The following is a 12,379-nucleotide window of genomic DNA, read 5'->3' on the forward strand; positions in this document are numbered from 1 at the left end:
TCCCATCACCCCTTTTTATTTGGAGGTGGTTTCTATGGAGGCCGTTAGGGCCTACGAACTTCAGCTAGAGCTCCAGCAGATAAGAACCCTCAGGCAGAGCCTTGAGCTGAAAATGAAGGAGCTTGAATACGCCGAAGGGATAATAACTTCCCTGAAATCCGAGAGGAGAATCTACAGAGCCTTCAGCGATCTTCTGGTTGAGATAACCAGAGATGAAGCCATAGAGCACATCGAGAGGAGCAGGCTCGTCTACAAGAGAGAGATCGAGAAGCTCAAGAAAAGGGAGAAGGAAATAATGGAAGAGCTGTCAAAACTCAAAGCTCCCCTCTCTTAGCCTTCTCTCCGAGTTCAAACCCTTTGTGAAGGGCCCTCAGGTTGATCTGCTCCGTCCCCTTTGGAACGGCATCGAGGACGGCCTTTTCTATCGCTTCCCTGCTCACTATCTCAGTCCAGGCAGTCAGGACGCCAAGGGCGAGGATGTTCATCGTCAGGCTCAGGCCGGTGGTCTCCTCCGCTATCTCAGTGAGCGGGAGCGCCAAAACATCGAGATTCTTCTCGAACTCAAGGTCCCTGTGCGGGACGAGGTCTTTCTCTACGATGACCTTTGCACCCTCTTTGACGGTGTGGAGATACTTGGTGTAGGCCTCCTGGGAGAAGAAGACCGCGTAGTCGGGGCTGAGGGTCTTGGGGTAGTCTATCGGCTCGTCGCTGATGACAACCTCGGCCTTGCTAGCGCCACCCCTTGATTCTGGCCCATAGGCCTGGGTCTGGACAGCGTAGAGACCCTCATAAACAGCTGCTGCCCTTCCGAGGATGACGCTCGCGAGGATGACACCCTGACCTCCAAAGCCGCTGAAGAGGACTTCCTTCCTCATTCTTCCCACCCCATCATCTTCTTGGCCCTCTTTATGTACTCACGGTACTCCCTAACGAGCCCCGGCCTGTCCCTGTCGGCGAACTCGCCAATGACTATCTTGCCCTCAAGCTCCTCTGGGGACATTTTCTTGGCCTTTGCCAGCGGGACGGTTATCTTCTGGTACCAGCGGATGAGCTCCGGGGCGGTCTTCATCCTGTTCCTTCTTCCGAAGCTGATCGGACATGGCGAGAGGAACTCCACGAGCGTGAAGCCCTCCTTCTGGAGCGCCTTCTTTATGCTGTTTATGCCCTGGAGGTAGTTGAAGACCGTCCACCTGGCCACGTAGTTGGCCCCGGCAGAAACCGCGAGCTGGGCTATGTCAAACGGGTTCTCGAACTGGCCGTAGGGAGCTGTCGTCCCCTTGAGACCCTTGAGTGCCGTCGGGGCGACCTGGCCGCCGGTCATTCCGTAGGTGAAGTTGTTGATGAGGATAACGGTGACGTCGAGGTTCCTCCTTATGGCGTGGATGAGGTGGTTTCCGCCGATAGCTGCTGCGTCTCCGTCTCCCATGAAGGCTATTATCTTGAGGTCCGGGTTGGTCAGCTTTATTCCCGTTGCGAACGCTAAAGCCCTTCCGTGAGTCGTGTGAAGGCCGTCGAAGTTAACAAAACCTGGAACACGGGAGGAACAGCCGATACCGCTCACCCAGACTATCTCGTCCTGGTTCAGGCCGAGATCGTCTATTGCCCTGAGCGTGAACTGGAGGACTGAGCCTATACCACAGCCTGGACAGAATATCGTCGGGAGCATGTCCTTTCTGAGGTACTTCTCACGTATCTCGTAAGCGGACTTCAGGTACATCATCCCACCACCCTCTCGACTATCTCCATTGGAGTGTGAACCTCGCCGCCTATCTTGCTTATCAGTTCGACCTCGGCCTTCCCATTCGCTCCTTCCTTGACGAGGTGGTAGAGCTGTCCCATGTTCATCTCTGGAACGAAGATTTTCTTCACCTGCTCGGCCAGCTCCTCCATCATGTCGAAGTCGAAGGGCCATATCGTGTTGAGCTTGAGCAGTCCGGCCTTGATGCCCTTCTCGCGGAGGATTTTGACGGCCCTGATGGCGGATCGGGAGACGATACCTGTAGAGACTATCGCAACATCCGCATCGTCGAGCTCAAACTTTTCATAACTGATTATGTCGTGCTTGTTGTTCTCTATCTTGCCGATGATCCTCTTTATGAGCCTCTCGTGGACTTCCGCATCAACGGTCTTCGGCCTTCCGCGCTCGTCGTGGGTCAGTCCCGTGACGTACGTCCGGTAGCCCTTTCCGAAGATCGGCATCGGCGGAATTCCATCGCCGTGTGGATCGCCGAAGGGAAGCTTTGCTTCTTCCTCGTTCTGCGGGAGTTTGCGGTAAACGAGTTCGATATCGTCCGGGTTCGGGATGTAAACGCGCTCCCTCATGTGGGCCACTTCCGCGTCGGTGAGAAGAACAACCGGAGTCCTGTACTTCTCGGCTAGGTTGAATGCCCTTATCGTGAAGTCGAAGGCCTCCTGGACGGTAGATGGAGAAAGCACTATGAGGGTGTGGTCGCCGTGGGTGCCCCAGATCGACTGCATTATGTCGCCCTGGGCGGCAAGCGTTGGCTGACCCGTGCTCGGTCCACCCCTCTGGACGTCTACGACCACAATTGGAGTCTCGGTCATCACAGCGTAGCCAATGTTCTCCTGCATGAGTGAGAACCCCGGCCCGGAAGTAGCTGTCATCGCCTTCGCTCCGGCCCAGGAGGCTCCGATGATGGCCGCTATGCTCGCTATCTCGTCCTCCATCTGTATGCTCACGCCGTCAACGAGCGGCATGTAGAGGGCCATCGCCTCGAATATCTCGCTGGCGGGTGTTATCGGGTAGCCAGCGTAGAAGCGGCATCCGGCTAAGATGGCCGCCCTCGCTATGGCCTCATCGCCTTGGATAAAGTCAGCCTTTCCAACGGGAAACGGGTATCTCATTTCAATCCCTCCTCATAACCTGCCCTGAAGGCGCGGAGGTTTATCTCCTCGGTTCCCTTCGGGACGCGCCTCCTTATGGCCTCTTCAACGTTTTCCTTTTTCACAACGCCTGTCTTCGCAACAAGGTAACCTAAGGCCACCATGTTGACCGTCAGAGCAAGTCCCGTCGTTTCCTCCGCGAGCCTCGTGAAGGGAGCACCGATGTAGTCCCTATCGGGCTTAACGAGGTCGGTGTCGATAATGAGAAGGCCGTCCTCTTTGAGGGAGTCCTTAACGGTGTCGTAGCCGAGCTGGTGGAGGGCCACCAGAACGTCTGCCTCGGTGACCATCACGTCGTAGATGGGTTCTTTAGAGATTATCACGTCGGCTATCGAGTGGCCGCCCCTGCTGGCCGAGCTGTAGTCCTGCGTCTGAAGGACGTTGAGGCCCTCAATAGCTGCTGCTTCACCGAGGATGACACCGGCCAGGACGACGCCCTGGCCGCCTATACCAGCGAGTCTAATCTGCATCGTTCTTACCCTCCAGATAAGATTTTGTGAAAGCCAAAAACTCCTCAGCATACCTCAAAACTTCTCTCGCGTCCCTTTCAGTGTACTCGACGAAAGCATCGTAATCGGCAGTGTGGCGCATGTTGAGGGCTTTTGAGTAGCCCGTGTAAAGCCTCGCGGGCATTTCCCCGGTCTTCACGAACTCTTTTCCGAGCTGGGCATGAACTCCAGCGTGGCTCTTCGGCGTTATGCCCTTGGAGAGGAGAAGCGCTCTCGCGCAGTAGAACATAACGTAGTAGGCGCTTGAGATGGCGAAGGCGTAGTGGCCCCTCTCAAAAAGCTCCCTTGAAGCAGCGAGCCTCTCTTCGGCTTTTCTGAGAAGCGCCCTGATCTCATCCGCGTTCATACTGCGATTCCCTCCGTTTTTGCCGTGTTGTAGAGGCTGTCCTTCTTGGAAGTGTGGGGCATTATCATGACCGAGATCCCGAGCTCGAGGGTGAGCTCCGCACTCAGCTTTCCTATCTCGTCCCAGTCCTCAGCCTTTATCTCATCTTTGAGGACGAGAAGAACGTCGAGGTCGCTGTCTTCTCTGTGGTCCCCTCTAACCCTTGAACCGAAGATGATTACTTCCTCAACCCTGTCACCAAAGGCCTCCCTCAGCCTTCTGCCGATGGCCTCAAACTCCATCATCTTCACCCTTAAGCCCAAAGTGCTCTTGAACTTCATCTATCAGCTTGTTGAGCTCGCTAACGAACTCCGGCCTCTCCCTGTTCACGAACTCCCCGATGACGAACTTGTCCTCAAGTTCTTCTGGCGACATCTTCTTCGCCTTGCTTATGGGAACTGAATTCTTGAGGAACCAGCGGAGCATCTCGGCGGGTTCCTTCATCCTGTTCCTCCTTCCGAACTGGACGGGACACTGGGAGACAACTTCAACGAGCGAGAATCCCTTAACCTGAAGGGCCTTCTTTATGCTCTCAATGAGCTGGTAAACGTGGGCCGTTGTCCAGCGGGCGACGTAGGAGGCCCCAGCGGCGGCAACAGTTTCGCTTATCTGAAGCGGGTGTTCTATGTTGCGGTAGGGAGTTGTCGTAGTCTTTGCACCGAAGGGTGTCGTTGGGGCAACCTGGCCACCGGTCATTCCGTATATCATATTATTAACTAAGATGACCGTTATGTCGATGTTCCTCCTCGCGGCGTGGATGAGGTGGTTCCCGCCTATGCTGGCCAGATCACCGTCCCCACTTATTACGACGACCTTCTTGTCGGGAAGTCCGACCTTAACGCCGGTTGCAAAGGCTATGGCCCTTCCGTGAGTAGTGTGAAGAGTGTCGGCGAGGAAATACGGTGAGGCTATCCAGGCGGAACAGCCGATACCGCTGACAACAACGAGGTCTTTCGGGTCTATCCTGAGCTGGTCAACGGCGTTTGCGAAGGCATTGAGGACGGTTCCACCCCCACAGCCTGGGCAGAGGGCAGTGGGAAGTGCCTCCTTTCTCAAGTATTTGACCATAGGATAGCGTGAGTAGATTTCCTTTGCCATCAGGCAACACCCCTTATCTCGCGGAGAATCTCGTTAACCGTTAGAGGGACTCCGCCTATCTTGTTCACGCCCTTGAGGAGAACGTCGTCGTTGACATACCTCTGAACCTCCAGTATCATCTGGCCGAGGTTCATCTCCGGGACGAGTACGGCCCGGACTTTCTTTCCGAGCGCCCTCATCCGCTCCCCCGGGAACGGGTGGACGGTCTTGGGTACGAATAGCCCGGCTTTGATTCCCTCTTCCCTCGCCTTTAGAACTGCCCCGAGGGCCGGCCTTGCCGTTACACCCCAGCTGACGACGAGAATTTCCGCGTCGTCCGTGAAGTACTCCTCGTACTTTTCATAGACGTGCCTGTTCTGCTCGATCTTCCTGTGAAGTCTCCTCACGAGCCTGTCGTGGACTTCGGGGGTGTAGACATCACGAAGGCCATTCTCCTTGTGCGTTGAACCCGTGACGTGGGTGAAGTAGCCGTGGCCGAAGAGGGGCATCGGCGGAACACCGTCACCGTGCGGGTCTCCAAAGGGAAGCCTGGCCTCTTCTTCATTCTGCGGGAGCTTGCGGTAGGTAATTTCAACTTCTTCCACATCGGGTATCTTGACGAGCTCCCTCGTGTGGGCGAGAACGCCGTCGAAGAGCATGACAACTGGCGTCCTGAGCCTCTCGGCTATGTTGAACGCCCTGATTATCTCCCAGAAGGCATCCTGCCCGCTCGTCGGCGAGAGGGCTATTATCGGATGATCGCCGTGGGTTCCCCAGCGGGCCTGGAAGAAGTCCCCCTGCGCTCCCTTGGTCGCCTGACCGGTTGATGGGCCGCTCCTCTGGACATCAACGAGAACTAAAGGTGTTTCAGTCATGACCGCGTATCCAAGGTTCTCCTGCATGAGCGAGAAGCCCGGGCCTGCGGTTGCCGTCATGACCTTGAGGCCCGTCCAGGATGCGCCGACCATCGCCGCTATGCTCCCTATCTCATCCTCCATCTGGAGATAGTAGCCACCGAGCTTTGGAAGCTCTCTCGCCATCGTCTCGGCTATCTCGCTTGAGGGGGTTATAGGATAGCCTGCGTAGAAGCGGCAGCCGGCGAAGATAGCTCCATAGGCAACGGCCTCGTTGCCCTGCATGAAGTAGTTGCCAGGTTTGTAGAGCTTCTTGATGAGCCTGATCTGCTCAGGCTCGTCGCCGCGGATTATCATGCGTCACCACCTTACCGCTATGGCGAAGTCCGGGCAGAGCAGCTCACAGAGCTTGCACTTGACGCACTTTTCAGCGTTGACGGGAACAGGATAATGGACGCCCTTTTCGCTCAGCTCCTTGCTCCATTCGAAGACCTTTCTCGGGCACATCTCGACGCAGATTCCGCATCCCTTGCACAGAAAAGTATCGATGTCAATCTCAACTATTCCCTCGGCTTTGCCGATAACGAGGTATCCTTCCTTTTCAACGGTTGTCTTGGTTTCGACATCTGCCATAATCATCACCCGCGATTTGCTAACCCCGTTTACGTTTGTCAACATTTAAAGCTTTCGTGAGAGAACATTAATGTCCATAAAAGATGTACTGGTTGGGTTTATACACCCCAAGAAAAAGCAAGAGGACATGGAGCAGAAAAGAGAAGAAAATTCATCACGTCAATAACAATCGCAGGCACATAGGTTCAAAGTTCCTCATGGGCCCACGGTATTTTGAATCGATAAGAGTTGTAAATAATTACTAAATATCATAATCATGAAATGGAAAATCTTATATCTACTCACAACTTATTATATTACAGTAGTACATTGTGACCCAACTGAGTAAATCCACATGGTTAATTCCAAAGTGGAGGTGAGCAAATGAAGCCCCGCTCTCTCCTTTATCTCTTCCTCTTCCCCGCATGGGAGTTCCTACTCATGATTTTGCTCCCTTCAGAATACTACGTCGGAGCTTCTTGCCTCCAGATTCGTCCTCATCCGATCTGTGCCTTCCACTTTAGTCCATCAGCAACTTTCGTTCTCCTCGTAACGGCGCCGTTCCTAATCTCAATTATCCTTGGCCTCTGGAAGGAATGGGGTGAACTTGTAGCATTTGGAATCCCTTCGCTTGCCGTTGTACTGGTAACGCTCCTTCTCTTAGACCTCTTCGAAAAGTCATGGATTCCCCCGGCTGGGGCCGGAATAACCTCTGCGGTCTTGTATAGTGTTCCAGGCATGGGTATAAGACTGAATTACTCTACAAAAAGAGTGGAGAGACTGGTATGGGCAACCACATCATTCATAGTTTCGTTTATCATTTGTGTTATGGTATGGGGTGGAACATCTGTGGCGGTGTGAAGTAGGATACAGCACCAATATAAGTCCTAATACCGATGAAAAAGAGGGATCATTTTACGATAGACAACCATAATGTTTTTAAGAAAGATGCCGTACTCACAACATACGGAGGAGAGTTCAATGAGAGGACCCCATGTTGCCTTCATATTGCTGGTTGTTATATGGGCACTGATTGCTGTGGAAGTCTCCCAACCTTCTGAGAAAATCCATTGTTTCTCCAAGGTGCCGGTGAACGTGAGCGGCATCAAACCTCCTATTGTCAGCGGTCCGGGCTTCCCTCCAGAGGCAGGGTTTAAGGGAATAACCCTCGACGAGGTTGTAAATGGAAGTCCGAGGCACGTACTCGTCGGCTTCTTCAACTTCAAGCCCTTAAACTGGACCGAAAAAAAGCCGAAGTGCTACTTTAAGAGGCTGGAGGGCTTTTCAGAGAACTGGATCGGCTTTGTTCTGCCAGGAGCTTCCACAGAGAGCATCACACTCTCCAGTAAGGTTTATTTAGCCCTCTATGTATATCCCAAGGAGACCTCCGTCGTGATCTCGAAGATTGAGTATGCGGAGAATCCTGAGGATTCAAAAATAGTGGAAGCTTTTCGCCTCGAATACCCCAAGAACCCCGAGGAGTACGTTGCGGAGTACCTAGACTCTCTCGAAAAAGCCGGCTACACCAAAGTTAGAGAGCTCAAGAAGGGAGCGATCTTTGAGAGAGATGACGATACCCTGCTCGCTCTGGAAATTGAAGACGATGCTAACTTCTACTTAATACTAGTGAAGGGGAGTCATGAGGACGTTTTAAGAGTTGCGGAAATCCTGAGTGAGGGGTGATGGATTCCCATGAAGTTCCGAGATTTCCTCATACATCTTTCCATTCTCGGTTTGGCTACCGTTTGGGAGATTTTTCTTGCCTACCAGCGCTGGCTGGAGAAATACTACATCAGAGGCGAGAGTATTAAGCTCTGGGACAGGATCTTTACGTGCCATATATGGTACTCGCCAACTCCAATCTTCGTCATCCTCGTTCTCCTCCCGGCCATAGTCATCCTTGCATTGTATGTCTATCTTAGGAGCCCTATCCTCAAAAAATCTGGTTTGTCAATAGGAGCGCCAATACTCACAGTGGTGCTGATGCCCATTTTTTCTGATGAGACTACTAAATGGCTGTGGGGGATCCTCATCGTCTCCATCCTGAGCGGCATTGTTCTCGGAGAGGGAAAGCTGGAGAAAGTCCTATTGGCAGTCCAGGGCTTCTTCCCAGCGTTGATGGTTCTCATGATCATAAGCACAGGACTTCACGTCACGTGTTGAGTTTTGAAACAGAGAAAGAGAAGACCAAACATGTCCTGAGAGCTTCACCACGTAACCAGCTGCCAGTCGAGGAGGCCGTTCTCGACTATGTACTCCCATCTATCTCTGCATTCTGGCTTCAGGTTCTCTATATAGCTTAAGTCCTGCGTGGCTGAAAACTTCTTTATGGCCTTGCCGATGACTCTGTCGTAGTCGGTGAGGCAGTTGTGAGGTCCGCGCTTCGAGCCTGCACCAACGGGATCGCTCAGGATTCTCTTGTTGGGAAACTTCCTCTTCGCCCAGATGAGAACCTCCACCGCGCTCCAGAGCCAGGGCGGGCGGTATTCCTTCTTCTCCCAGAGCCTCTCGTAGAGCGTCCCCTTCTGGATGTCCGTTATGTTGATGGAGAAGGTGTCCGTGTAGGGTTCTGCCTTGATTATGCTCTCTTTAGCGTCCTCTACTCCATCGCGCTCGGAGAGGAATATCGGCTTGAGGAGAAGGTAAGTCTTGACCTTGGCGCCGGCCTTGTGTGTTATCTCAGCCGCCTTCACAAAGTCGGCAAAGGTGTTCCCCTTGTTTATGGAAACGTCAGCAACGTCGTCGTTGGCAGTCTCAAGACCGATGGCAACTTCAAAATGTTTATCCGGGACTATCTCGGCAAGCTCTTTAACGGCTTCATACCTAACAAGCTCGCTCCTGCTCTCGATGACGATCTCCTCGACGTTATCCATCTCCGCAAGGATTTCGAAGATTTTTCTCCTCGTTTCAGGCTTAAGCTCACCGTTGTCGAGGAATGAACCCGAGGTAAACATTCTAACCGCGAACGGCCCCTCCGTTCCCTCTATCTTCTCGAGGGCCTCCTTCACGTAGTTCACTATCGCTTCCTGAGTCCACTTTACCTTAGGCGCGGCAGTTGGATAGGAGCACATGTAGCACGCCTGACCTATACGGTAGCGGTAGCATCCTATCGTAGGCAGGATTATGAAGAGCGCCGTCCCCGGCTTTCCGGCCACGTTGTCCTCGCTCGTCCAGTAAGTCATTCTCTCACCTGAGGCGGGCTTGGAACCAGGGTTTTTAAATGTGAGGGCTAATAGATGTCCTTCTCAATGACAACGTACGCACTCACGAACCTTCCGGACACTCCTGCGGCATGGGCTTCCGACTCAGCGCCTTTTATGGCCTCCTTAACTGCTTCAACTATCTGAACGTCCGAGAGCGACTTCGACGTTCTGTTGATTCCCAACGCGAGGCTGTAGTTGCCACCACTGCCGGTTACCTTAACCCAGTTCAGAGTTATTCCCTTAATGCTGGAAAGCTTGGATACCAAGCTTCTTTCCAGGAGACCGGCTGATTCGCTCTTTTCTTCTTTCTTTGTCAGCTCCAAAAGCTCCTCTGAAAGCCCCGCCTCCTGAAGGATCTTCTCCACTTCCTTCTGCAGTTTATCCATGTCAACCTTTACTGAACCCTTGGTTGTGGAGAGCGGAACTTCCAAGACTCTTCCACCCCTGAAGTTCACTTTCCTGCGTTGGAACCTTACGAGCGGGAGCTTCTTTACTCTCTGAATACCCAGCTCGGATATTGAAACCGTAGTCCTGAATCCAAGTTCCCTCTCGATGTGCTCCTTGAGGGAGTCCGCAATGACTTCAGGCCCAACCTCACCAAGGGAGTACCCTTCAACGGCAACTCTAAGGACTAGCAGGTTCGTCCCAGTAAAGCCCTGTCTCACACGTCCCTTTCCATGAACCACACTTAAGGCCACGGATTTTTTCTGGAAGAGATGTTTAACTGCTTCTATTACACCATTCTCGATTGGAAGAGCAAACTCTGGGGGAACCTCAAGGTTGATATCCAGCTGAACTATCCTGGGGGCTTCGGAAAGAGTGTCCTGGGACTGGGTTTCACTCTGAGCATCGCCTGGCTGAGTATCGTTTGGAAGTTTCAGGTCTCCGTGTAGAAAGTCGAGGGCCTCTAGTTTGTCTAGGGAGTAGATCGAGACGTTTCTAATTACCTCGGGCAACTCAAAATTGGCTGATACTGGCTGTCCGTTCGAGAACAGCACGGGTTTTATGTTCTCAGAGACAACAAGAATGAATCCACTAGCACTATTAACATAACTTAAAAGTTCATTTTTAGTCATCAGTGGTCTTGATTTCAGTAGCTCCACGTATATCACCCTCAGTGAACATTACCAAGTGGGAGTATAAAAATGTTGCTTTTCTCCTTCTACCACTTGGGCAAGACTAAAAAGGACAAAGAGCAGATACTCAACCATGCGAATCCTCGTAACAAACGACGACGGGATATATTCAAACGGCATTCGTGCTGCCGTAAAAGCGCTCTCAAGTCTTGGAGAAGTCTATGTGGTTGCCCCGCTCTTCCAGAGAAGCGCCAGTGGAAGGGCCATGACTCTCCACAGGCCTATAAGAGCAAGGCTCGTGGACGTCCCTGGGGCAAAGGTTGCCTACGGGATAGACGGAACTCCCACGGACAGCGTTATATTTGCCCTGGCCAGGTTTGGGGACTTTGATTTAGCTGTCAGCGGTATAAACCTTGGCGAGAACCTCAGCACCGAGATAACGGTTTCAGGGACTGCATCGGCAGCTATCGAAGCGGCAACCCATGAGGTCCCAAGTATAGCTATAAGCCTTGAGGTAGACTGGAAAAAGACCCTCGGGGAAGGAGAGGGCATTGACTTCTCAGTTGCTTCACATTTCCTTAAAAGGATAACAAGGGCAGTACTTGAGAAGGGTCTCCCAGAGGGAGTCGACATGCTTAACGTCAACGTACCAAGCAACGCAACTCCAGAGACGGAAATTGCAATAACCCGCCTAGCAAGGAAGCGCTACTGTCCAACGATTGAAGAAAGGGTAGATCCCAGAGGGCATCCCTACTACTGGATAGTTGGACAGAAGAGGGAAGAGTTTGAGCCCGGAACCGACGCTTACGCTCTTAAGATCGAGAGAAAGGTCAGCGTAACACCGATAAACATTGATATGACTGCCAGGGTGAATTTCGAGGAAGTAAGAAAGGTGCTGTTTGCACAACCGTGAACGTTGCCAACATATGGGGGGGCCCGATGGGGTTAATATGGAGCATGGTCAGAGCGGCCAAAAAACTTAAAAACCCTCCCTGGCTCATATAAGCTGGGCGTCGAATGCCGCGGTAGCCTAGCCTGGTAGGGCGCCGGCCTGCTAAGCCGGTGGGCGGTGCCCACCGGGGTTCAAATCCCCGCCGCGGCGCCAGCTTACTTTCTTCGGGTTCAATGCCGGGATAGCCTAGAGGCGAGGCGAGGGACTGCAGATCCCTTTCACCCGGGTTCAAATCCCGGTCCCGGCTCCAATCTTCTTCATAACCTTTTCCCACAGGAAAACGATATAAGGTTCAGGATACAAATCGTTAGGGTGGTCTAATGTCAATAGTACCGAGACAGAAGAAAGAGCTCACACCCCTTGAGAACACCGCACTCAAGTGGATGAACTTCGCCTTCGACCTAGTTGTGATAGTCCTAGCCCTCCTTACGATGGCATACGTTCTCTACGCCATCTACGATCTGGCTGAAATCATGCTCCAGGGATTTGACATTGAAGAAACCCTTCATGAGTTCCTGCTCGTGATCATACTCCTAGAGCTGTTTGAACTCCTAACCCTCTATATAAAGGAGCACCACGTAAGTATGCGCCGCGTTGCAGAACTTGGCGTCGTGGCACTGGTTAGGAAACTCGTTATTACCATAGATTACAAAGCTTTGGGCTGGGAACTGCTGATCGGAATGGCCGCCCTCATCTTCGTCTTGGGCTGGATATACGTTCAGGAAAGGCGGAGAATTTCCGAGGAGGAAAAGTTCATCATCGAGCGCGGACTGAACACGCAATAACTGCAACTCCCAACATTAAAAT

General features: G+C 52.6%; 17 protein-coding genes and 2 tRNA genes. 8 read left to right on the forward strand and 11 right to left on the reverse strand.

Going from position 1 to position 12,379, the window contains the following annotated elements; genetic code table 11:
* The first annotated feature begins 34 nt into the window (after nucleotides 1-34).
* Entirely contained in the window at nucleotides 35-334 is a 300-nt protein-coding gene (locus TK_RS05520; protein ID WP_048053706.1) for a prefoldin subunit, read from the forward strand.
* Here the strand turns inward: TK_RS05520 and TK_RS05525 are convergent.
* The 9 genes from TK_RS05525 to TK_RS05565 are packed head-to-tail and all read right to left on the reverse strand — an operon-like array spanning nucleotide 315 to nucleotide 6,362.
* The gene (locus TK_RS05525; protein WP_011250074.1) at nucleotides 315-875 is read right to left on the reverse strand and encodes a 2-oxoacid:ferredoxin oxidoreductase subunit gamma; all 561 of its coding nucleotides are present in this window, start codon (nucleotides 873-875) and stop codon (nucleotides 315-317) included. The two genes, TK_RS05520 and TK_RS05525, sit on opposite strands and share 20 nt — an antisense overlap.
* Nucleotides 872-1,717: a 2-oxoacid:ferredoxin oxidoreductase subunit beta gene (locus TK_RS05530; RefSeq protein ID WP_011250075.1), complete on the reverse strand. Its 846-nt coding sequence runs from the start codon at nucleotides 1,715-1,717 to the stop codon at nucleotides 872-874. Before TK_RS05530 ends, TK_RS05525 begins: the two co-directional genes overlap by 4 nt.
* Complete coding sequence (locus tag TK_RS05535) at nucleotides 1,717-2,865, reverse strand: 2-oxoacid:acceptor oxidoreductase subunit alpha (protein WP_011250076.1); 1,149 nt, start codon at nucleotides 2,863-2,865, stop codon at nucleotides 1,717-1,719. The genes TK_RS05530 and TK_RS05535 overlap by 1 nt, the downstream gene beginning before the upstream one ends.
* Nucleotides 2,862-3,374, reverse strand: a complete 513-nt coding sequence (locus tag TK_RS05540; RefSeq protein WP_011250077.1) for a 2-oxoacid:ferredoxin oxidoreductase subunit gamma — start codon at nucleotides 3,372-3,374, stop codon at nucleotides 2,862-2,864. The genes TK_RS05535 and TK_RS05540 overlap by 4 nt, the downstream gene beginning before the upstream one ends.
* Nucleotides 3,364-3,759: a HEPN domain-containing protein gene (locus TK_RS05545; protein ID WP_011250078.1), complete on the reverse strand. Its 396-nt coding sequence runs from the start codon at nucleotides 3,757-3,759 to the stop codon at nucleotides 3,364-3,366. The genes TK_RS05540 and TK_RS05545 overlap by 11 nt, the downstream gene beginning before the upstream one ends.
* Nucleotides 3,756-4,040 (reverse strand): nucleotidyltransferase family protein, encoded by a 285-nt coding sequence (locus tag TK_RS05550; RefSeq protein WP_011250079.1) that lies wholly within the window; start codon nucleotides 4,038-4,040, stop codon nucleotides 3,756-3,758. Before TK_RS05550 ends, TK_RS05545 begins: the two co-directional genes overlap by 4 nt.
* Nucleotides 4,030-4,896 (reverse strand): 2-oxoacid:ferredoxin oxidoreductase subunit beta, encoded by an 867-nt coding sequence (locus TK_RS05555; RefSeq protein ID WP_011250080.1) that lies wholly within the window; start codon nucleotides 4,894-4,896, stop codon nucleotides 4,030-4,032. The genes TK_RS05550 and TK_RS05555 overlap by 11 nt, the downstream gene beginning before the upstream one ends.
* Nucleotides 4,896-6,086: a 2-oxoacid:acceptor oxidoreductase subunit alpha gene (locus tag TK_RS05560; RefSeq protein ID WP_011250081.1), complete on the reverse strand. Its 1,191-nt coding sequence runs from the start codon at nucleotides 6,084-6,086 to the stop codon at nucleotides 4,896-4,898. The genes TK_RS05555 and TK_RS05560 overlap by 1 nt, the downstream gene beginning before the upstream one ends.
* Before the next feature lie 3 nt (nucleotides 6,087-6,089).
* A complete protein-coding gene (locus tag TK_RS05565; RefSeq protein WP_011250082.1) occupies nucleotides 6,090-6,362 on the reverse strand; it encodes a 2-oxoglutarate ferredoxin oxidoreductase subunit delta in 273 nt (90 codons plus the stop codon).
* Nucleotides 6,363-6,725: 363 nt separating this feature from the next.
* Here TK_RS05565 and TK_RS05570 point away from each other — a divergent pair, with 363 nt between their 5' ends.
* From TK_RS05570 to TK_RS05580, 3 genes are all read left to right on the forward strand, one after another.
* Nucleotides 6,726-7,202: a hypothetical protein gene (locus tag TK_RS05570; protein ID WP_011250083.1), complete on the forward strand. Its 477-nt coding sequence runs from the start codon at nucleotides 6,726-6,728 to the stop codon at nucleotides 7,200-7,202.
* A 222-nt stretch (nucleotides 7,203-7,424) separates the two neighbouring features.
* Nucleotides 7,425-8,024: a hypothetical protein gene (locus tag TK_RS05575; protein WP_143598684.1), complete on the forward strand. Its 600-nt coding sequence runs from the start codon at nucleotides 7,425-7,427 to the stop codon at nucleotides 8,022-8,024.
* Between the two features lie 9 nt (nucleotides 8,025-8,033).
* On the forward strand, nucleotides 8,034-8,504 hold the full coding sequence (locus TK_RS05580) for a hypothetical protein (RefSeq protein ID WP_011250085.1): 471 nt from the start codon (nucleotides 8,034-8,036) through the stop codon (nucleotides 8,502-8,504).
* Between the two features lie 44 nt (nucleotides 8,505-8,548).
* Here the strand turns inward: TK_RS05580 and TK_RS05585 are convergent, their stop codons facing one another.
* Nucleotides 8,549-9,523, reverse strand: coding sequence for an archaeosine biosynthesis radical SAM protein RaSEA (locus tag TK_RS05585; protein ID WP_011250086.1), 975 nt, complete (start codon nucleotides 9,521-9,523; stop codon nucleotides 8,549-8,551).
* 47 nt (nucleotides 9,524-9,570) lie between these two features.
* Nucleotides 9,571-10,656 carry a hypothetical protein gene (locus TK_RS05590; protein WP_232500627.1) on the reverse strand — a complete coding sequence of 362 codons (1,086 nt, stop codon included), beginning with the start codon at nucleotides 10,654-10,656 and terminating at the stop codon, nucleotides 9,571-9,573.
* A 97-nt stretch (nucleotides 10,657-10,753) separates the two neighbouring features.
* Here TK_RS05590 and surE point away from each other — a divergent pair, with 97 nt between their 5' ends.
* The 4 genes from surE to TK_RS05610 all read left to right on the forward strand — a co-directional run bounded on the left by surE (nucleotide 10,754) and on the right by TK_RS05610 (nucleotide 12,357).
* Nucleotides 10,754-11,533 (forward strand): 5'/3'-nucleotidase SurE, encoded by a 780-nt coding sequence (gene surE / locus TK_RS05595; RefSeq protein ID WP_011250088.1) that lies wholly within the window; start codon nucleotides 10,754-10,756, stop codon nucleotides 11,531-11,533.
* Between the two features lie 106 nt (nucleotides 11,534-11,639).
* A tRNA-Ser gene (locus TK_RS05600) sits at nucleotides 11,640-11,725 on the forward strand.
* A 22-nt stretch (nucleotides 11,726-11,747) separates the two neighbouring features.
* Nucleotides 11,748-11,822, forward strand: a tRNA-Cys gene (locus tag TK_RS05605).
* Nucleotides 11,823-11,892: 70 nt separating this feature from the next.
* Nucleotides 11,893-12,357, forward strand: a complete 465-nt coding sequence (locus TK_RS05610) for a phosphate-starvation-inducible PsiE family protein (protein ID WP_011250089.1) — start codon at nucleotides 11,893-11,895, stop codon at nucleotides 12,355-12,357.
* The last annotated feature ends 22 nt before the right edge of the window (nucleotides 12,358-12,379 follow it).

It is taken from the genome of Thermococcus kodakarensis KOD1 (genome assembly GCF_000009965.1).
Taxonomy (GTDB): domain Archaea; phylum Methanobacteriota_B; class Thermococci; order Thermococcales; family Thermococcaceae; genus Thermococcus; species Thermococcus kodakarensis.

Excerpts from the sequence above, each read along its gene's own strand:
- TK_RS05520 (WP_048053706.1), top strand. The coding sequence starts at position 35 with ATGGAGGCCGTTAGGGCCTACGAACTTCAGCTAGAGCTCCAGCAGATA.
- TK_RS05525 (WP_011250074.1), bottom strand. The coding sequence starts at position 875 with ATGAGGAAGGAAGTCCTCTTCAGCGGCTTTGGAGGTCAGGGTGTCATC.
- TK_RS05530 (WP_011250075.1), bottom strand. The coding sequence starts at position 1,717 with ATGTACCTGAAGTCCGCTTACGAGATACGTGAGAAGTACCTCAGAAAG.
- TK_RS05535 (WP_011250076.1), bottom strand. The coding sequence starts at position 2,865 with ATGAGATACCCGTTTCCCGTTGGAAAGGCTGACTTTATCCAAGGCGAT.
- TK_RS05540 (WP_011250077.1), bottom strand. The coding sequence starts at position 3,374 with ATGCAGATTAGACTCGCTGGTATAGGCGGCCAGGGCGTCGTCCTGGCC.
- TK_RS05545 (WP_011250078.1), bottom strand. The coding sequence starts at position 3,759 with ATGAACGCGGATGAGATCAGGGCGCTTCTCAGAAAAGCCGAAGAGAGG.
- TK_RS05550 (WP_011250079.1), bottom strand. The coding sequence starts at position 4,040 with ATGGAGTTTGAGGCCATCGGCAGAAGGCTGAGGGAGGCCTTTGGTGAC.
- TK_RS05555 (WP_011250080.1), bottom strand. The coding sequence starts at position 4,896 with ATGGCAAAGGAAATCTACTCACGCTATCCTATGGTCAAATACTTGAGA.
- TK_RS05560 (WP_011250081.1), bottom strand. The coding sequence starts at position 6,086 with ATGATAATCCGCGGCGACGAGCCTGAGCAGATCAGGCTCATCAAGAAG.
- TK_RS05565 (WP_011250082.1), bottom strand. The coding sequence starts at position 6,362 with ATGGCAGATGTCGAAACCAAGACAACCGTTGAAAAGGAAGGATACCTC.
- TK_RS05570 (WP_011250083.1), top strand. The coding sequence starts at position 6,726 with ATGAAGCCCCGCTCTCTCCTTTATCTCTTCCTCTTCCCCGCATGGGAG.
- TK_RS05580 (WP_011250085.1), top strand. The coding sequence starts at position 8,034 with ATGAAGTTCCGAGATTTCCTCATACATCTTTCCATTCTCGGTTTGGCT.
- TK_RS05585 (WP_011250086.1), bottom strand. The coding sequence starts at position 9,523 with ATGACTTACTGGACGAGCGAGGACAACGTGGCCGGAAAGCCGGGGACG.
- surE (WP_011250088.1), top strand. The coding sequence starts at position 10,754 with ATGCGAATCCTCGTAACAAACGACGACGGGATATATTCAAACGGCATT.
- TK_RS05610 (WP_011250089.1), top strand. The coding sequence starts at position 11,893 with ATGTCAATAGTACCGAGACAGAAGAAAGAGCTCACACCCCTTGAGAAC.